Source organism: Brevibacterium pigmentatum (genome assembly GCF_011617465.1).
GTDB lineage: Bacteria > Actinomycetota > Actinomycetes > Actinomycetales > Brevibacteriaceae > Brevibacterium > Brevibacterium pigmentatum.
Genome location: NZ_CP050153.1, coordinates 2898710 through 2917923, shown reverse-complemented (window position 1 = coordinate 2917923; position 19214 = coordinate 2898710). Strand labels below are relative to the sequence as shown.

Here is a 19214-nt window from a genome sequence, read left to right as displayed (position 1 = left end):
TGCACCACTAGAGTAGTGGGAGATAGCCGGAGTCCGAGCGAAAATGGTGCACAACGTGTCGAACAACCCCAACTACCGCCCGAGCGATCCTCCCCAGGTCGGCTCGCAGCAGTTCAACAACAACTATGGATCCCAGCCGCAGCCCGGACAGGGACAGCCGGGCCAGTACGGTTCCGGCGCAGGTCAGTATGGGTCTGGTGCAGGGCAGTATCAGTATGGGTCTGGTGCCGGGCAGTACTCGCAGGGGCAGCCGTACGGTCAGCAGAATTCGTATGGACAGTCCGGCGCCTACGGCCAGCAGAACGCCTACAGTCAGCCCGGCGCGTACAGCCAGCCGAACGCCTACGATGCCTACAGTCAGCCGGGTGCCTACAGTCAGCCGATGACCTACGGCGCGCAGCCGGTCTTCGTCCGTCCCGCACCCAACAAGATGGCCGTGTGGTCGATGTGGATGGGCATCGCCGGAATCGGCGGAGGATTCGTCTGCGGCCTGCTGTCGATGATTCCGATCATCGGCGTCATCTTCAGCATCATCGCGATGCTCCTGTGGATCGCACCGATTCTCGCCGTCATCTTCGGCCACATCGGCCTCAGCCAGATCAAGACCACCGGCGAAGAAGGCCGCGGACAGGCGATCGCCGGTCTCATCATCGGCTACGTGACCATCGCCCTGGGCCTGCTCATGGCGATCATCATGATCGGCATCATGGGCATCGGCTTCCTGGGCATGATGAGCAGCTACTGAGCCGCTCCGCGTGACCTCGGACGACTGCCGAGGTCACGCGGATACGGGACGGTCGGGCCGCCTCGGCGAGGGTGTTCTGCAACGTGTGGTGCAGGACTGCAACACGATTCGGCCACCGCGCTCGCCGCACGTGGGTAGCGTTGATCTCAGACATCTGGACAACCGTTGAAGACGGCCCAGAACAGGCCTGACGATCAACGACAGCCAGCGGAACGGAACGGACATGAACACTCGCGTACTGCCCCTCGGGAACACCTACACCGGATCGAACGGTTCGGTCCACGCCCCCGTCGCGGTCCACGCCCCCGTCGCGGTCCACGCCCCCGTCGCGGTCCACTCACCCGCGCCGGTCCATTCGCCCGCACCGGTTCACTCGCCCGCACCGGTCCACGCGCCTGCCTTGGTTCAGGCACCGGTGACCTACGGAAATCGGGCGCCGGTCGTCGTCTACCAGCAGGTGGCGCCGACGAACTCCTCGTCGATCGTCGCGCTGGTGCTCGGCCTCATCTCGTTCATCTCCACGTTCTTCCTCCTCGGCATCGTCGGCATCATCTTCGGCCATATAGCCCGCTCGCAGATCAAAGCTCGCGGTGAACGCGGCAACGGAATGGCCGTCGCCGGGCTGTGGCTGAGCTATCTGAGCGTGCTCTTCTGGGCCGCGTTCTGGCTGATCTACTTCGGCGTCATCGCCCTCATGATCGGCGCGGCGATCACTGCCGGAGGAGGAACCGTCAGCTGATGCCGCATCCCGTCGGGGGAGCCCGCCCCGGCAAGGCAGAACCGGCATCCCATCCCACGGCCCGCATCCCCAACTGTGATTGACCTGTAACCGCCCCACCTTTTGCCGCCACCGACGACTCTGTACCGTTGAAGGCAACCACAAGGAGACTTCGCTATGAGCAGCCAGAACAACTGGAACAATCCGGACATGTACTACCAGCAGCCCCAGTCGAACGCGGGCAGCTCATACAGTGCCCAGTCGTACAGCCAGAACAACGCCTACGCGGCCAATGCGCAGTACGCCGGTGGTCCCGGCTATGTGTACCAGCAGCTTCCGCCGACGAACGTGCTGGCTATCGTCGGCATGTGCGCCTCGATCTTCGGTGTCATCTCGTCGGTCTTCATCGGCGGCATCGCCGGCATCATCATGGGCCATATCGCCCGCAAGCAGATCAAGGAACGCGGTGAGCGCGGCGACGGCATGGCGATCGCGGCTCTGTGGGTCGGCTACATCGGCACCATCCTCTGGATCCTCTTCTGGGTCTTCATGATCCTCCTCTACCTCGGGATGTTCGCGCTGATCTTCGCTGCTGAAGGGGCTTCGTGACCGAGGATTCCTCGATTCCGAATCCTGAGTTCACCTCGGACGAGGATCCCGCCGAAACGGCCGACCACCGAGTTGACGGCGACCTCGCCGAGGCGGCCGACCACCGCACCGATGGCGACCTCGCCCCAGCGGGGCGGGGTCCGAAACTCACCGGCGGACGACTCATCCTGGTCGGGACTCCGATCGGCAACCTCGGCGATGCGAGCCCGCGGATGCGGGAGGCCATCGAGACCGCCGATGTCATCGCCGCCGAGGACACGCGCCGGTTCCTGTCCCTGGCGCAGCGGCTCGACCTCACCCACACGAAGCGGGTCATGAGCGTCTTCGACCATAATGAGGGCCACCGAGCGCCCGAGCTTGTCGACATCATCGCTGCTGGTGAGACAGTTGTTCTGCTCTCCGACGCGGGGATGCCCGCAGTCTCCGATCCCGGCTACCGCGTGGTCAAGGCCTGCGGCGAGGCGGGACTTCCGATCACGTCGACGCCGGGTCCCTCAGCGGTGCTCATGGCCCTTGCGGTCTCGGGGCTGCCGAGCGATCGGTTCAGCTTCGAAGGGTTCCTGCCCCGCAAGTCCGGGCAGCGCAGGACCCTGCTGACCGAGCTCAAGGCTGAGAAGCGGACGATGCTCTTCTTCGAGAGCCCGCACCGCATCGCCGACGCGATGGACGACTTTGCCGAGATCATCGGCATCGACCGTCCCATGGCCATCAGCCGCGAGTTGACGAAGACCTTTGAGGAGACACTGCGCGGGACCGTCGGATCCCTGCGCGATCAGGCCGCCGATGGGCTGCGCGGGGAACTGACCCTGGTGCTCGCCGGTGCCACGGAGGTCGAAACGGCTCCGGAGGACCACCTCGGTGAGGTCAGCGCGCTGGTCGACTCCGGTGTGCGCGCCAAGGATGCCGCCGGTCAGGTGGCGAAGAAGTTCGGCCTGTCGAAGCGCGACGTCTACGAGGCCTGGCTTCACCGCGAGTGAGAGGTAGGCCCTCGCCGGCCGCGACTCGTACGCCTCCCGCTGTGGATGGCTACGGCACACTCGCAGTCAGAAAACACGGTTTCAAACAGGGGCTTTCCAACTCAAACGGGGCCGTCAGCAGCTAGGGCCTCGGTTCGGCTTGACTTGAGGCGAAGACCCGGGCGCCAGTACATCGTCACGACTCAGACGCAGTGGCATGCAGGGTCTCCGCAGACTCGTCCTCCTCCCGTCTGTGGATGGTCAGGCCGTATCCACAGCCTTCGAATCAGGTCTTGTCGCTGTTGACCGCGTTTCGACATGGTGGCGAAATGAAGAGCAATATTGTCTACTTCCAGGACCTGCGCAATGTCGGAGTCTCAACAACGGAGATCCGGGGAGCCTTGGATTGCTGTCTGAAGCGATTGTCTCGAGGCGTGTATTCGGTGATCCGAAGGTGCGACGTCCGAGCACACAGGCGGTTCTCCACCTTCGCAACGGACGTGCCCTGGCTCGAGCAGCATGAAGCGGGCCTGAGCAAAGAACCTGCTCATGCACGCAGGTATGAAGAACATCTGAAGCATCTGCGGATCGTCCACTATCCGCACTTTCGCCCGGACGACATCATCTGCGGAGTCTCCGCTGCACGCTTGCATAGGATCGGGTTGTTCAATGAGCCGGATACATCAGTGTCGGTGTTCCATCCGGCAGCGAGTACGCGGACAAGCGAACTGGTGCGTCGACGCAGGGTGATCGCGGAAGAAGACATCTGCACTGTTGAGGGGCTGCGAGTGACAACGCCGGCTCGAACCGTGCTGGATCTTCGTAGCGAACTCGGTAACGCCGCCGGTTTTGCGGCGATGGAGCAGGTGGTTCGGCGACATATGCTTGGCGACGACGAGGACCGCATTTTCAAGCTCGGCTATCCGCCGCACCTGCTTGACGATGTACCCCAAGCACAGATCGACCTCTTTCTCTCGCCGATCAGACGACTGGCCAAGGGAAAGATGATTGCGTCGAGACTAGCAAGACTCGCCTCACCGCTGTCCGAAAGCTATGCGGAAAGCCAAGCGGCGTTCAATCTGCACCTGCTCGGGTTGCACGACTTTGCCCAGCAGGTCGACATCATCGACCGAGGTCGACGGCTGACGAGACTCGATTTCCTTTTCCGGGAGGACAGAATTGCTCTCTATGTCGATGGGACGCAGAAGTACGTCGATGGAGGCTTCGACGTCATGAGCAAGGAGAGCCGACAGCACAATCGTCTGCTGGCTATGGGATACAAAGTCGTTCGTTTCAAATTCAGCGAAGTTCACTCGCCGAAGCTGTTCAGCGAGAAACTGTTTCACCAGGCGCCCGAGCTGCGAAACCGTTGCAGCAACAGGCTGATTCTCTGACTCGTCCTCGCCGAGGTGTTTCATGGAGCCGGGAACGGTGACGGCACAGTTTGAGGCGCTTGGCACTTGTTCAAACAGGTGCTTCTTGACTCAAACCGTGCCACTAGCGAATCCTCAATCCTCACTCGCGGTCCCACCCACGTCCCAACCGCACCCGCCCATGCGCGGCTGTGCGGCGGCGTCCCTTAGACTGAGTTCCCTATGGGTTACTACTTGACGACAGCGATTGCCTACCCCAACGGGGCCATTCACATCGGGCATGCCTATGAGTACATTGCGGCCGACACGATCGCCCGGTTCAAGCGACTGGACAATCACGATGTCTTCTTCTGCACCGGCACGGACGAGCACGGGCTGAAGATGCTGCAGGCGGCGAACAAACTCGGCATCACCCCCAAACAGCTCGCTGACGACAACGCGAAGAACTTCCGCGACACTCAACTCGCCCTCGGCTCGACCTTCGACCGGTTCATCCGCACCACCGACGAAGACCACTACACCGCCTCGCAGGCCATCTGGCGCAAGCTCGAAGAGGCCGGCGACATCTACCTCGACACGTACTCCGGCTGGTACTCCGTGCGCGACGAGGCCTTCTACACCGATGACGAAACCGAGGTCGTCGACGGCGTCCGCCTGTCCAAGGAGACTCGCACCGAGGTGACCTGGACGGAAGAGGAGTCCTACTTCTTCCGCCTCTCGAAGTACCAGGACAAGCTGCTCGAGCTGTACAAGAACCATCCCGAGTTCATCGGCCCCGACTCCCGCCGCAACGAGATCGCCTCCTTCGTCGCCTCCGGGCTCAAGGACCTCTCGGTCTCCCGCACCACCTTCGACTGGGGTGTGCCGGTGCCCGGCAACGACAAGCACGTGATGTATGTGTGGATCGACGCCCTGACGAACTACATCACCGCCGCCGGATTCCCGGACGACGAGGAGAAGTTCGCGAAGTGGTGGCCCGCCGACGTCCACATCATCGGCAAGGACATCATCCGCTTCCACAGCGTCTACTGGCCCGCGTTCCTCATGAGCGCCGGCATCGAGCTGCCGGGGCGCGTCCATGCCCATGGCTTCCTCTTCAACTCCGGTGAGAAGATGTCGAAGTCCGTCGGCAACGTCGTCGACCCCCTCGACCTCGTCGACGCCTTCGGACTGGACACCCTGCGCTTCTTCCTCTTCCGCGAGTTCTCCTACGGCCACGACGGCTCGTACACGAAGGACTCGATTATCACCCGTAAGAACTCCGACCTCGCCAACGAGTACGGCAACCTCGCCCAGCGGTCGCTGTCGATGATCCAGAAGAACTGCGACGCCCAGGTTCCGCAGCCGGGTGAGCTCACCGAGGCGGACGAGAAGCTCCTCGCCCTCGCCCGTGCCGTACCCGACACCGCCCGTCGCCACGTCGACACCCAGGCCCTCCACCTCTACGTCGAGGCCTGCTGGAAGGTGCTTTCGGAGGCAAACCGCTACTTCTCCGCTCAGGAGCCGTGGAAGCTGAAGAAGACCGATCCGGATCGCATGGCCACCGTGCTGTGGGTGACGATCGAGGTCGTGCGCATCATCTCCATCCTCATCCAGCCGGTCATGCCCGAATCCGCGGGCAAGATCCTCGACCTCCTCGGTGTGCCCGCGGGCGTCGGTGAGGCCGGTGCGAAGGTCCTGCCGACCGCCGTCGATTCCGGCTCCGGCGCCGAGGCGATGGGAGCCGTGTCCGCGAGTGCGTCCATCGGCGTCGCCGCCGGTGCCGCCTACGCTTCGGCCGCCCTGGCACCGAATGTCGCCGAGGCCGCTGCCGATGGAATCGCCGCCGCCGAGGCGGATCCCCGGTCGTTCGCGGCCGTCGAGTTCCCGCTCGAGCCGGGCACACCCCTGCCGAAGCCCGAACCCGTGTTCCCGAAGTTCGTGGAGGAGACCGAATAATGGCCTCGCGCGCCGCCGGAACCTATCCACCGGTGCCCGAACCGCTCGCTCACCCCATCGTCGACACCCACACCCACCTGGACATCTGCACGGGTGTTCGGCTGCCGCTGGGTGCCGGCGAACCCGAACCCGAGGTCACCCCGGATGAGGACGAAGAGTTCCCGTCGCTGGATTTCTTCCATGACACCGCCGCCGAGGCTGGGGTTCGTCGCATCGTCCAGATCGGCTGCGACCTTCCGGCAGCCCGGTGGACGACCGCGCTCGTGGCGTCGCAGTATTCAGGTTCTCCCGCCGAGGCGGCCGACCGCCGGACCGTGCCCACTCCTCCTGCCGAGGGCCGGACGTGGATGATCGGCGGAGCCGCCCTGCATCCGAACGAGGCACCGCGGCTGGCCGAACGTGGCCTGCTCGACGATGCGCTGACCGAGATCGAATCACTCGTGAGCTCGCACGATCGCATGCGCGTGGTGGGGGAGACCGGTCTCGACTACTTCCGCACGGCAGAGGAGGGCATCGCCGAACAGCAGCGCTCCTTCCGGGCCCATATCGAGATCGCCAAGCGCACCGGACGTGCCTTGCAGATCCACGATCGGGAGGCACACGCCGATGTGCTGCGCATCCTCAAAGAGGAAGGCGCTCCCGATGTCACGATCTTCCACTGCTACTCCGGTGATGAAGCGATGGCTCGCGAATGCGCGGCCGAGGGCTATTACATGTCCTTCGCCGGCAACCTCACGTTCAAGAACGCCGACGAGCTGCGTCGCGCCGCGGCGGCCGCTCCGCTGGAGCTGCTGCTGACGGAGACCGACGCGCCTTTCCTCACCCCGCACCCGCACCGCGGGAAGCCGGGAGGTCCCTACCTCACCGCGATCACGGCGCGGAAACTCGCCGAAGTGCGCGGGATGAGCGAAGAGGAGCTGTGCGCGGCCGTGTGGAACAACGCGGAGCGAGCCCTCGGCAGCTGGGACTGAGCCGGACCCGGGGGAAGCGGGAACTGGACCTCGGCGCGCGAGGGGGCGGGACCGGGACCCAACCCGCGGCAAGCGTGAACCGGCACCCGGCCGGATGTCGCACAGTCGCACCGGGGCCGGACTCCGCCCCGCGTTCTGTGAGCGGGATAACGCGACGTGGGGCCGCCTCGGCGAGGAAATATCACGATTGGGAACGCCCCGAAAACACGGGGAACTCCAGGTCAGACACGCCCTCAGGAAACTCACACCGTTACATTTCCGTGATATTTTGCGAACCTTGTAACGAATCGGTTACAGTGAACAGGTCGATAAACTCTGCTCAGGGATATTTTTGTGATTGATTTTCTGAAGAACCGCAAGGTTCAGATCGCTGCACAGGCGGTCGTGATCACCGGACTCGTCGGTGGCACGGGCGCAGTTGTGACCATGAACAAGCCTGTGACCTTGGAGGTCGACGGACAGGCGGAAGAGATCCGGACCTTCGGTGGAACGGTCGGGGACATCCTCGACAGCCACGAAATCGATGTCGATAAGCGCGACCAGGTCAAGCCCGGCGTGGGCACCAAGGTCGACCGTGACATGACGATCACCGTCAACACGGCGAAGAAGGTTGCGCTGTCCGTCGATGGCAAGGAAACGAACGAATGGACCAACGCGAACACCGTGGGTCAGGCTCTGGCCGACCTCGGTGTGGACGCGAAGGGTGCCGACCTCAACGCGAAGGCCAGCCAGCGCCTGAAGGACCAGGGCAATGACATCGAGGTGACCACCGCGAAGAACCTCACCGTCGTCGCCGATGGCAAGGACCACAAGGTCTCGGCCGCTGTGGGCACCGCGAAGGAAGCGCTCAAGGACACGGGTGTCAAACTCGACAAGGACGACTTCCTTTCCGTGCCGATGTCCGCTGAGGTCTCCGACGGCCAGGTTCTCACCGTCAACCGCGTGAAGAACGACACCGTCAAGGACAAGCAGCCCATCAAGGCTGAGGTCGAGACCAAGAAGTCCGACTCCCTCTATGAGGGCGAGACCAAAGTCGAGACCGAAGGCAAGGACGGCGAGAAGCAGGTCACCTACAAGGTCAAGACGATCAACGGCGAAGAGGTCAAGAAGGAGAAGAAGGACGAGAAGGTCCTCTCCGAACCCAAGACCAAGGTCGTCATCCAGGGCACCAAGAAGAAGGAAGAGCCGGCTGACACCGGCGGCTCCGACTCGGGTGACTCCGGCGATTCCGGTTCGGGCGACTCCGGTGACTCCGGCGGCGACTCGAGCACCGGCGGCGGCTCCGGCTCCGGAGGCGGCGACATGAGCACCGCAGAGATCAAGGCCATGCTCGGAGGACCCGGGTCGAGGTGGTACCAGATCGCCGAGTGCGAATCGAACTTCAACCCCCGTGCGGTGAACCAGTCGAACAACGCACACTTCGGTCTGTTCCAGTTCAAGCTCCAGACCTGGCAGAGCATGGGCGGCAGCGGCAACCCGATCGATGCCAGCCCGCAGGAGCAGTTCGATCGCGCCAAGAAGCTGCAGGCCGAAGCCGGCTGGGGTCAGTGGGCCTGCGCCTGATCTGAGATCAGAGCCGCAGTCGCCGACTGGACGTCTGATAGGCCATGAACTCTGGCCGCCATTGACAACAGATATCGACAACTGAGCTGAGGCGGTCAGCAAGGAGCGTGGGCCCCGAGGAGAGATCCTCGGGGTCCACGCTTTTTGATGCCTGTCGGGAGCGGGCCGGAAGCGCCAATCTGAACTTTCGCCCAGAGCATGACGAATTGCTGGCACTCAAGTTGACCGAGTGCTAAGAGCGTTCTAGAGTCGAATTAGCACTAGCACTCATTGAGTGCCAGTTTCATGAGACGGTCGAACCGCTCGGCACCCGCGACGACGAGAGGTTCATGGCAGCAGCCGCCGTCTGACTCGATGAAATAGAACCCAGTGAAGGGAGAGGGCCCGATATGTCGGTCTCCATCAAGCCACTCGAAGATCGGATTGTCATCCGTCAGGTCGAAGCAGAACAGACTACCGCCAGTGGTCTGGTCATTCCCGAAACCGCCAAGGAAAAGCCTCAGGAAGGCGAAGTTGTCGCAGTGGGCCCGGGCCGCGTTGCTGACAACGGAAACCGCGTGCCGGTCGACGTCGCCGTCGGCGACAAGGTCATCTACTCCAAGTACGGAGGCACCGAGGTCAAGTACGCAGGCGAAGAGTTCCTCGTGCTCTCGGCTCGCGACGTGCTCGCAGTCATCGGCTGAATCCCCTGAACAACAACTTCACTGACAGGAGGACGAATGCCTAAATCATTGGAATTCAACGACGAAGCCCGTCGTGCACTCGAAAAGGGCGTCAACACCCTGGCCGACACCGTCAAGGTGACTCTGGGACCCAAGGGCCGCAACGTCGTGCTCGACAAGAAGTGGGGCGCTCCCACGATCACGAACGATGGTGTGACCATCGCCCGTGAGGTCGAGGTCGACGATCCGTACGAGAACCTCGGCGCACAGCTGGCCAAGGAAGTCGCCACCAAGACCAACGACATCGCCGGTGACGGAACCACCACCGCGACCGTTCTCGCTCAGGCCTTCGTCAACGAAGGACTGCGCAACGTTGCCGCAGGTGCCGCACCCGGTCAGCTCAAGCGCGGCATCGAGACCGCCGTCGAGGCCGTCTCGCAGCAGCTGGGCACCATCGCCCGCGATGTCGCCGACTCCTCGGAGATCGCACACGTCGCCGGTCTGTCGGCTCAGTCGCCTGAGATCGGCAAGCTCATCGCCGATGCCTTCGACAAGGTCGGCAAGGACGGCGTCATCACGATCGACGAGTCGCAGGCCGCGTCCGTCGAGCTCGAGATCACCGAAGGAATGCAGTTCGACAAGGGGTACCTGTCGCCGCACTTCGTGACCGACGCCGATCGCCAGGAGGCTGTGCTCTCCGACGCGCTCATCCTCATCAACCAGGGCAAGATCTCCAACATCCAGGAGCTCCTGCCCGTCCTCGAGAAGGTGCAGCAGGCCGGCAAGCCGCTGTTCATCATCGCCGAGGACATCGAGGGCGAAGCACTGTCGACGCTGGTCGTCAACAAGCTGCGCGGAATCATCAACGTCGCCGCCGTCAAGGCTCCCGGCTTCGGTGACCGCCGCAAGGCCATCCTCGAGGACCTCGCTGTCCTCACCGGTGGCCAGGTCGTCACCCCGGACATGGGCATGAAGCTCGACCAGGTCACCCTGGAAGAGCTCGGCAACGCCCGCACCATCACCGTCACCAAGGACAACACCACGATCATCGATGGTGCAGGTTCCGACGATGCTGTTGCCGGTCGCGTCGCACAGATCCGCGCCGAGGTCGAGAACACCGATTCTGACTGGGACCGCGAGAAGCTGCAGGAGCGCTTGGCCAAGCTCTCCGGCGGAGTCGCCGTCATCAAGGTCGGCGCCGCCACCGAGGTGGAGCTGAAGGAGCGCAAGCACCGCGTCGAAGACGCCGTGTCCGCTACTCGTGCCGCCATCGAAGAGGGCGTCGTCGCCGGTGGTGGATCGGCTCTGATCCACGCTGCGAAGGTCCTCGACGGCAACGACCTCGGCCTCACCGGTGACGCACTCACCGGCGCCGAGATCGTCAAGCGCGGAGTCGTCCAGCCGCTGCGCTGGATCGCCGCCAACGCCGGCCAGGACGGCTACGTCGTCATCGCCAAGGTCCAGGACCTCGAGTCCGGCCAGGGCTACAACGCCGCCAGCGACGAATACGGCGACCTCATCGGCGCCGGAATCATCGACCCCGTCAAGGTCACCCGTTCGGCACTGCGCAACGCCGCATCCATCGCCGCCCTGGTTCTCACCACCGAGACCCTGGTCGTCGAGAAGAAGGAAGAGGAGGACGAGGCCTGAGCCACTCGCTCGGACTGAGTCACCTCTGACCACGACAGTGGCCCGGAACATCACGTTCCGGGCCACTCGTGTATTCACAGTCGTACTCACCCTCACCGAGGCGGCGCCACCTGTCCGCGAGCGGCACAGAAAAAGTTGAGCAGCCCATGTTTGAAACAGTGCTATTCGTCTGAGACTGTGCCGGAGCCGTGAGCGGTCTCGAGATGGGTCCGCAGGTGGGCGAGGTCGGCGCGGACCATGCCAGCGTCGCGGTCGAACTCGGCATCATCGACACCGGGCAGACGGAACAGAGTGAAGACCGCCTCGGCGGCGGTGTCGTTGGCGAGCACCCGCAGGGGATCGTGCACGATGGTGCCGTCGGGGAAGACCACGTCGTGATCGAGGATGCCGAGGTCAGTGTGCGAGCCGAAGCGGACCTCGACCTCGCCCATCGGTGAGTCCGTGATCCAGCGGCCGGCCTCTTCGCGGATTCCATTGCTCAGTCCCGCGGCCCACGCCGGAAGATTCGCAGGATCGCCGGCGAAGGCGGCCACCTCGGCGGGGGAGGCGTCGATGGACGTTGAGAGATGGAGCGCTGGATTCGTCATTTCCCAAGTGGACCACAACGTGGCGCACGCGGCCAGGGCGCGCGGCCGGTGCGTACTGTCACCGTCCCAGGCGTCGCCGATGGGCGGCGCATACAGCTGGCTGCGCGCGGGCAGAGAACCTGGCTCACACAGCTGGCTCACACCTACTGGTCAGTCGCTTATCATGTTTCTGAGGCTTGATCCTCGTTAGTCTGGAAAGGACAGCTTGCACCGACGCATGAGGAATCTATGACCACCGGCCCAACGACGCCCATCGCCCGACTTCGCGACGTTTCGAAGGTCTTCGATCCGAAAGGGGCAGCGGTCACGGCTCTCAACGGAGTCAGCCTCGATATCGCACCGGCCAAGCTGACCGCGGTGATGGGACCCTCGGGCTCGGGGAAATCAACACTCATGCACGTCCTCGCCGGACTCGACCGGCCTACCTCCGGCACGGTCCACCTCGGCGACGAGGAGATCACGAAGCTGCGCGACGACGATCTCACCGCCCTGCGCCGTCGCCGGATCGGATTCGTCTTCCAGGCGTTCAACCTCGTGCCGACGCTCACCGTCAAAGAGAACATCCGGCTGCCCTTCGAGCTCGACGACCGTCGACCCAACGCCGACGAACGCGCGTGGATCTCCACGGTCGTCCACCGCCTCGTGTTGGAAGACCGGCTCAAACACCGACCCAATGAACTCTCCGGCGGCCAACAGCAGCGCACCGCCATCGCCCGGGCGCTCGCGACCCGCCCCGACGTCCTCTTCGCCGACGAACCGACCGGCAACCTCGATGCGAAGTCCGGTCGCGAAGTCATGGCGATCATGTCGGAAGCTGTCCGCGATTTCGGCCAATCGATCGTGCTCGTCACCCACGACCCGATCGTCGCCGCCCACGCCGACCGCGTCGTCTTCATCGCCGACGGCACCCCGGTGACGGAGCTGAGCGAATCCATCAGCGCCGAGGCGATCGCCGCGACCATGCTCGACATCGACGAGCGCGCCGAGACTGCGGTGAGCCGATGAACCCGCTGCGCGAAATCAGAACCAACCCGCGGCAGTTCTTCCCCAGCGTCCTCGTCGTCTTCATCGCCGCCCTCTTCGGCACCGCGATCATGCAGGGCGTCGCGATTCTCACGGCATGGCTGTCGTCGGAGAAGATGATCGCCGAATCCGAGACAGCACAGAACTTCCTCTCGATGGTCGGAATCACCTTCTTCCTCATCGCCCTCTTCGTCTCCGCGATGGTCATCGCGAACACGTTCTCGATCATCGTCGCCGGCCGCAGCCGCCAACTGGCTCTGCTGCGCCTCATCGGGGCGTCGTCGAAACGGCTGCGCAGGGCCGCCTCGGTGGAGGGGCTGATCATCTCCGTCACCGCCGCGGTGCTCGCCTTCGCAGCGTCGACCGGGCTGGCGAAAGCGGCCCAGAATTACCTGGGCAACGCCATCACCGAGGAGGTCGCTCTCCTCACCCCGACCATGGTCGTTCCCGCGCTCGCCACCATCATCGTGACCTGGCTGTCGGCGTACTTGGGCGCGCGCCGCATCACGGGGATCTCTCCGATCGAGGCGACCTCGCAGGCGGTCGAAAGCCGCCCCGAGGATGTCCGTGCCTCACTCGGGGGACTCACGGCCTCGCTGATTCTGCTGTCCATGGGCCTGACGTTCCTCGTCAATTCCGTGATCGGAGCCGCCGACCATCGGATCAGCCTGATGAGCGTGGTGCTCACTGCGTTCGGGTCGAGTCTGACGTTCCTCGGTGTCGTCATCGGTCATCCGTGGATCCTGCCTCCGGTGCAGGCGGCGATCGGCTGGCTGGTCGGACGCACCGCGGTGTCCCGGCTGGCCGCATCGACGATCGCCCGCCATCCCACCCGGAACGCGCGCACGGTCATCGGGCTCGTCATCGGCATCACGCTCATCGTCATGTTCGCCACCGCCATGACCACCTTCCGCGATCAGCTGCTGCGGTATGCGCGCTCCCTCGGTGAAGAGGGGTGGGGCGGTCTCGAGGACGCGCTGGCCACCGTCATCGACAAGTCGATGCTGTTCGCCTTCGCCCTCATCCTCTTCTCCGTGATCATCGCCGTCATCGGCGTCGCGAACACGCTCATGCTCTCCGTGCGGCAGCGCACTCAGGAGATCGGCCTGCTCATGGCACTGGGCCAAACCCCGAAGCGCGTGCGGCGGATGATCACGGCCGAAGGCCTGCAGCTGAGCCTGACCGCGTGCCTGGTTGCCGTGCCGCTGGGTATCGGCTTCGGCTGGGTCGGCGCGCTTACCCTGCTCTCGCCCCTGCTCGGACTCTTCGCGCCGAGCGTGCCCTGGGTAGTCGTCATCGCCGTCGTCGCAGGCACCCTCGTCGCCGTGTTCGTTGCCAGCCGCGAACCCGCCCGCGCTGCCACATCGATCAGCCCAGTCGAGGCGCTCGAAGCCGTGTGAGGTTCGGGAACCGAGGACGGTTCCGCAGCCTGGCGGATCGCCTCGCCGAGGCGGGACCGGAGGGGTGCCGCTCAGCCGGCAGCCACCTCGCTGCGCAGCTTGTGCTTGAGCAGCTTGCCTGAGGGGTTGCGCGGCAGTTCATCGACGGTCAGTACTTCGCGCGGCAGCTTGTAGCGGGCGAGCTTGTCGGCCAGGTGGTCGCGCAGGTCTTCGACACCGAAGTCCTCACCATCGGTGGTCGTGATGAAGGCGACGACCTGCTCGCCCCACTGCGGATCCGGCTTCGCCACCACCGCGACGTCGGCGACCCGCTCGTGAGTGATGACGGCCTCCTCGACCTCGAGGGAGAATACATTCTCGCCGCCGACGATGATGACGTCCTTCGAGCGGTCGACGATATAGAGATACCCGTCCTCGTCGAGCCGTGCGAGATCACCGGTCTTGTACCACTCGCCCTCGAAGGCCGCCTCGGTGGCTTGGGGATTGCGGAGGTATTCGCGCATCCGGGTGTCACCGGCGAACCAGATCTCGCCGGTCTCCCCGGGACCTGCCTCGGCACCGTCGGCCGTGACCACGCGCATGGCGTTGCCGACCATGGCATGCCTGCCGACGGACCCGGCCTTGCGGAGCTGGTCCTCAGGTCCGAGAAGACATCCGGTCGGACCCATCTCGGACATTCCGAAGAGGTTGTAGAACTGGTTCGTGCCGTAGGCCTCGATGAGCATCGCGGCCGTCGAACGGTCGATCGGGGCGCCGCCGTAGTTCCACCGCCGGATGGATGAGAAGTCATAGTCGGCGAAGTCGAGGCCGAGCTTCTTCGCGGTCATGATCGGCGCGACATAGGCGACGGTGGGTCCGAAGAACGTCGTGATCTGTTCCGCCGCGATGATCTGCATCGAGTCCACCGGGTGGTACGCCCGCTGGAGGACGACCGTTCCACCCATCTGGATGGTGGGGATGAGGGCGATGTTCAGCGGCGCCGAATGCCAGATCGGCATGCAGATGAGGTACCGGTCGTCGTCGCGGTAATCCATGTTGAGGTTGATGAGAGTGCCGACTTGGAAGATATTGCGGTGCGAATGCACGCATCCCTTCGGCGAGCTCGTCGTGCCGGAGGTGTAGAGGATCTGCGCGACCTGTTCATCGGTGAAGTCCCCGGGGTCGGCCTCGGTCGCGGCATCGAGCTGGACATCGAAGCTGCCCGGGGCGCTGGGTTCTGTCTCCAGCCAGGTGATGTCCGGTGCCCCGGCGCGAGCGACTTCGGCGAGCTCGGTGCTGACGATGCCGAGCTTCGCTCCCGAATGCTCGAGCGTGTACTTGACCTCTGGGGGCTGGAACTTGTGATTGACCGGTACGACGGTCGCACCGAGGTACCACGCGCCGAAAGCTGCGAAGACGAACCCCGGGACATTCACCGTCATGATGCCCACGGCGTCGCCGGGCCGGATTCCGTTGTCGCTGAGCACCTGCGCCGCCTTGAGCGCCCGGTGCCGCAGCTCGGCGTAGGTGAAGCGCTGATCCTCATAGACCAGGGCTTCCTTGTCCGGGTTCCGCAGGACGGTGGTGTCGAGCATGGTTCCGAGCTTCATTGCTTCTCCTTGTGACGAGTGTCATACTGAAAACAATTGAACCACGATTCATTTCTTTGTGGAAGCGACGTCACCACAGTGATGAAACGTGGAAGAAGCCGATGACTTCCGGGACCGTCCGCCGCTGGTGTCCCTTCGGTGGTCATCTGCCGGTGACAGACCTTCTGACGATCCGAGGTGAGGATGGCGTATCGCGAAACCCAGCGCACTCGGGCCAATGCCGAAGCGCGTCGGGCGGGCATCGAACGTGCCGCTCGACATGTCATTGCCCGCGGAGGATTCGCCTCGGCGAGTGTGGCCGCGGTTGCCGTCGAGGCCGATTGCAGTGCTGGGTCGATCTACACGTACTTCAGCAGCCGAGACGAGCTGCTGCGGCTGGTCTTCGCCCAAGCCGCCGGTCACGAGTTGGACGTCATCGCCGGCACCGTCGCCGAAGCAGCCACTGCCGCTGAGGTCGCGGAGTCGACCGTCGAAGTCTTCGTCCGTCGCGCCGTGGCCGGCCGCAGGCTCGCCCACGCTCTGCTGCTCGAAGAGGTTCCCGAGCCTGTGCAGAGCGAACGGCTGCGGCTGCGCCGCGGATATGTCGCCGCCATCGGGGCAGCCCTTGACCAGGTGGGCGGCACGCAGCTCCCCGCCGAGGTGGTCGCCCGTTCGATCGTCGGAAGCGTCGGAGAGAACCTCGTCGACATCCTCGACCCGGCGGCCCCGAATCCGAGCCCGACGGAGATCGAGACTCTCATCAGGGCACTGACCACGTTCACCCGATCCGCTTTAGGAGAACCATGACCACGACCCACGACTCAGCCTCAACCACCGCGGACACTGTGGGCACTCACTCCGCGGAACCCGCGTCGGAACCGTCGTCCCTGCGGACGACGCACACGGTGTTCAACCAGGCGCCGCCTCGGCGGGATATCAACGAATTCACGCTGAATACGGCACTGAAGGATGCGCTCGCCCACTATGCGCCGGGTGCCTCGCGCGATGAGCTTGAGCGCATCGGGGCGCTCGTCGGCAGCGCCGACTTCATCAACGATGCACGCCTGGCCAACGTCCACGGGCCGGTGCTGCGCACTCACGACGACTGGGGCAACCGCATCGACGAGATCGAGTTCCACCCGGCCTACCACCGGATCATCGGCGATGCGCTCGACGCGGAAGCGCACTCCTATGCCTGGACCCATCCCGGGCCGGGAGTGAACGTCGAACGCGCCGCGCGATTCATGCTCTTCTCACAGGTCGAACCCGGCCACGCCTGCCCGGTGTCGATGACGCACGCGGTCGTGCCGTCCCTGCGCGCCGACCCCGCGCTCGCCGATTTCTGGGTGCCGCGCGCCACCGCCGCAGACTTTGATCCGCGGAGGGTCGACCCGGCGACGAAGTCCGCAGTGACCTTCGGCATGGCGATGACGGAGAAGCAGGGCGGATCGGACATCCGCGCGAACACCACCTACGCGGTCCCCTCCGGCGACCACTACCTCATCACCGGACACAAATGGTTCTGCTCCGCTCCGCAGTCCGACGCATTCCTCGTCATCGCCCAACTCGACGAGGGGCCGAGCTGCTTCGTCGTACCCCGTGTGCTGCCCGGCGGCGACCTCAACTCGGTGCGCATCCAGCGGCTCAAGGACAAGCTCGGTAACAAGTCCAACGCCTCCTCCGAAGTCGAGTTCGACGCCACCGAAGGCTGGCTGCTCGGCCAGGCCGGCAAGGGAGTGCGCACGATCATCGAGATGGTGGCACAGACTCGACTCGACTGCGTCCTCGGCTCAGCAGCGGGGATGCGCCAGTGCGTCGCCGAGGCGGCCTGGCACGCCCGCGGACGCGCGGCCTTCGGCGCCACGCTCATCGATCAGCCGCTCATGCGCGCCGTCATCGCCGACCTTCAACTGGAGACCGAAGCGGCCACCTACACGGCCCTGCACCTGGCCGCCGCCTATGACGACGACAGCGCCGAGGCGGCCGACTTCCGCCGACTGGCAACAGCTGTCGCCAAATACTGGATCTGCAAACGCGGACCCGAGCACGCCTATGAGTCCCTCGAATGCCTCGGCGGCAACGGCTACACCGAGTCCTTCCCGCTGGCCCGCCGCTACCGGGAGCAGCCGGTGATGGCGGTGTGGGAAGGCTCCGGCAACGTCATCGTCCTCGACGTGCTGCGTGCCCTGGCTCGCGAACCGCGGAGTGCGAAGACGTTCCTCGGCTTCCTCGAGACCGGATTGGGCAAACACGCGGACTTCGATGCGGTCTACGAGTCACTGGCCCGGTCGCTGCAGGACGCGGCGCAGGATCTGGGCTCCGGGGGTGCGGCAGCACAGGCGTCGCTGCAGACACGCGGTCGAGTCGTCGTCGAGAAGATGGCGCTGCTCATGCAGGCGGCGATCCTCTTCGAATCCGCCCCGGCCGAGGTGGCCGCGAGCTTTGCGGCTGCCCGCCTCGGTGCCGACCGGGGCCGCGAATACGGAGCCCTGCCCGACGGAGTCCACATCGACTTCCTCGTCGCGCGGGTGTGAGCGGACGGCGCTGTCGCGGTAGCGTGAGCCGGCGGCGCTGAGGTGAACGGCCCAGTTTGAGCTGAATAGCCCTGTTTCAAACATGGGCTGCTCAACTGAAACTGTGTAGAACTGTCGCGCGGGCGTGGGCTTGAGCAGGAGGCCCTGTGGCGACGCGCGTTGGCCGCAGCTCGCTCGTTCCAGGTTTCGGTATGGGTTTGTCTGAAGTACACAGAGAGGAAAGTGAGCATTTCAGAGCAACCAGTACCAATGTCTGCCGGCCCACGGCTAGGGCGCGTGGGGTGAGTGAGCGGCGCCGCAGCGGGCTTCAGCCGCGGTGGGCTTGAGCCGCGGTGGGCGTCAGTCGCGAGGGGCCGGGAGCCTCAGCTGCGGCGGTGGGTGGAGACGCAGCGGCGGCGGTCGACGCGCATGACCCGGCCGCGGTTGCGCAGGTGTCGCTGTACGCAGTCCGGCGGGCCGTCGAAGTCCGGTCGGGGAGTGCGGGCGACGACAGCGGGTTTCTGCTCGAGGGCGAGTGAGTCGGATTCCCACTCCGGAGTGCGGCGCGCGCCGAATTCGGACGTTTCGATGAACGCCCGGAACTCCTCGACCAGCCGCTCCTGCATGTCATAGAGGCTCTCATCATTTCCGGGGAAATCGAGGAGGACTTCAATGGCCTCCCCGGCGACGACGATCCGCGCGATCAGCCGACGCTCATCGTCGGTATCGCGAAGCATCGCGATGCTGTCCCACTCGTAGTTGGCGAACATGCCGAGAACAATCGGCGTGACGACCTTCTCGCAGAGCACATCCTGCGTAAGTTCGATGCGGTCCATGTGTCCCACCATAGGTCCTCATCCGCCGGGATTCCGAAGGCGTCTCGGAGTTTTGCGGAAACCGCTGCCGATCTGCGGTATCCGGCAGACTTCGTGCGGTTC

17 protein-coding genes are annotated in these 19214 nt (G+C 64.5%); 14 read left to right on the top strand and 3 right to left on the bottom strand.

Annotated elements, in window-relative coordinates:
- Positions 1-55: 55 nt before the first annotated feature.
- The 10 genes from GUY30_RS13250 (at position 56) to groL (ending at position 11185) form a co-directional block, all read left to right on the top strand.
- Entirely contained in the window at positions 56-745 is a 690-nt protein-coding gene (locus tag GUY30_RS13250; protein WP_228281330.1) for a DUF4190 domain-containing protein, read from the top strand.
- 223 nt (positions 746-968) lie between these two features.
- On the top strand, positions 969-1484 hold the full coding sequence (locus GUY30_RS13245) for a DUF4190 domain-containing protein (RefSeq protein ID WP_167198446.1): 516 nt from the start codon (positions 969-971) through the stop codon (positions 1482-1484).
- A 156-nt stretch (positions 1485-1640) separates the two neighbouring features.
- Positions 1641-2072 (top strand): DUF4190 domain-containing protein, encoded by a 432-nt coding sequence (locus tag GUY30_RS13240; protein ID WP_101554169.1) that lies wholly within the window; start codon positions 1641-1643, stop codon positions 2070-2072.
- Complete coding sequence (gene rsmI / locus GUY30_RS13235) at positions 2069-3049, top strand: 16S rRNA (cytidine(1402)-2'-O)-methyltransferase (protein ID WP_407645283.1); 981 nt, start codon at positions 2069-2071, stop codon at positions 3047-3049. The genes GUY30_RS13240 and rsmI overlap by 4 nt, the downstream gene beginning before the upstream one ends.
- Positions 3050-3357: 308 nt before the next feature.
- The gene (locus GUY30_RS13230) at positions 3358-4422 is read left to right on the top strand and encodes a type IV toxin-antitoxin system AbiEi family antitoxin (RefSeq protein ID WP_167198444.1); all 1065 of its coding nucleotides are present in this window, start codon (positions 3358-3360) and stop codon (positions 4420-4422) included.
- Positions 4423-4623: 201 nt separating this feature from the next.
- Positions 4624-6339, top strand: coding sequence for a methionine--tRNA ligase (gene metG, locus GUY30_RS13225; protein WP_167198442.1), 1716 nt, complete (start codon positions 4624-4626; stop codon positions 6337-6339).
- Positions 6339-7310, top strand: a complete 972-nt coding sequence (locus tag GUY30_RS13220; RefSeq protein ID WP_167198439.1) for a TatD family hydrolase — start codon at positions 6339-6341, stop codon at positions 7308-7310. Before metG ends, GUY30_RS13220 begins: the two co-directional genes overlap by 1 nt.
- A gap of 333 nt (positions 7311-7643) precedes the next feature.
- The gene (locus GUY30_RS13215; RefSeq protein ID WP_167198436.1) at positions 7644-8873 is read left to right on the top strand and encodes a resuscitation-promoting factor; all 1230 of its coding nucleotides are present in this window, start codon (positions 7644-7646) and stop codon (positions 8871-8873) included.
- A 389-nt stretch (positions 8874-9262) separates the two neighbouring features.
- Positions 9263-9556, top strand: coding sequence for a co-chaperone GroES (gene groES / locus GUY30_RS13210; protein ID WP_039209993.1), 294 nt, complete (start codon positions 9263-9265; stop codon positions 9554-9556).
- A gap of 36 nt (positions 9557-9592) precedes the next feature.
- Positions 9593-11185, top strand: coding sequence for a chaperonin GroEL (gene groL / locus GUY30_RS13205; protein ID WP_167198433.1), 1593 nt, complete (start codon positions 9593-9595; stop codon positions 11183-11185).
- 161 nt (positions 11186-11346) lie between these two features.
- Here the strand turns inward: groL and GUY30_RS13200 are convergent, their stop codons facing one another.
- Positions 11347-11772 carry an SRPBCC family protein gene (locus GUY30_RS13200; RefSeq protein WP_167198430.1) on the bottom strand — a complete coding sequence of 142 codons (426 nt, stop codon included), beginning with the start codon at positions 11770-11772 and terminating at the stop codon, positions 11347-11349.
- Between the two features lie 228 nt (positions 11773-12000).
- On the opposite strand from GUY30_RS13200, the gene GUY30_RS13195 reads away from it, so the two are divergent.
- A complete protein-coding gene (locus GUY30_RS13195) occupies positions 12001-12777 on the top strand; it encodes an ABC transporter ATP-binding protein (protein ID WP_167198427.1) in 777 nt (258 codons plus the stop codon).
- Positions 12774-14195, top strand: coding sequence for an ABC transporter permease (locus GUY30_RS13190; RefSeq protein WP_167198423.1), 1422 nt, complete (start codon positions 12774-12776; stop codon positions 14193-14195). Before GUY30_RS13195 ends, GUY30_RS13190 begins: the two co-directional genes overlap by 4 nt.
- A gap of 71 nt (positions 14196-14266) precedes the next feature.
- On the opposite strand, the gene GUY30_RS13185 is transcribed toward GUY30_RS13190, so the two are convergent.
- Positions 14267-15784, bottom strand: coding sequence for a class I adenylate-forming enzyme family protein (locus GUY30_RS13185; RefSeq protein ID WP_167198420.1), 1518 nt, complete (start codon positions 15782-15784; stop codon positions 14267-14269).
- 183 nt (positions 15785-15967) lie between these two features.
- On the opposite strand from GUY30_RS13185, the gene GUY30_RS13180 reads away from it, so the two are divergent.
- Together GUY30_RS13180 and GUY30_RS13175 are read left to right on the top strand one after the other, a co-directional pair.
- Complete coding sequence (locus tag GUY30_RS13180) at positions 15968-16570, top strand: TetR family transcriptional regulator (RefSeq protein ID WP_167198417.1); 603 nt, start codon at positions 15968-15970, stop codon at positions 16568-16570.
- Entirely contained in the window at positions 16567-18297 is a 1731-nt protein-coding gene (locus GUY30_RS13175) for an acyl-CoA dehydrogenase family protein (RefSeq protein ID WP_167198414.1), read from the top strand. Before GUY30_RS13180 ends, GUY30_RS13175 begins: the two co-directional genes overlap by 4 nt.
- Positions 18298-18659: 362 nt before the next feature.
- Here GUY30_RS13175 and GUY30_RS13170 read toward each other — a convergent pair whose 3' ends face one another.
- Complete coding sequence (locus GUY30_RS13170; RefSeq protein WP_167198411.1) at positions 18660-19112, bottom strand: hypothetical protein; 453 nt, start codon at positions 19110-19112, stop codon at positions 18660-18662.
- Between the last annotated feature and the right edge of the window lie 102 nt (positions 19113-19214).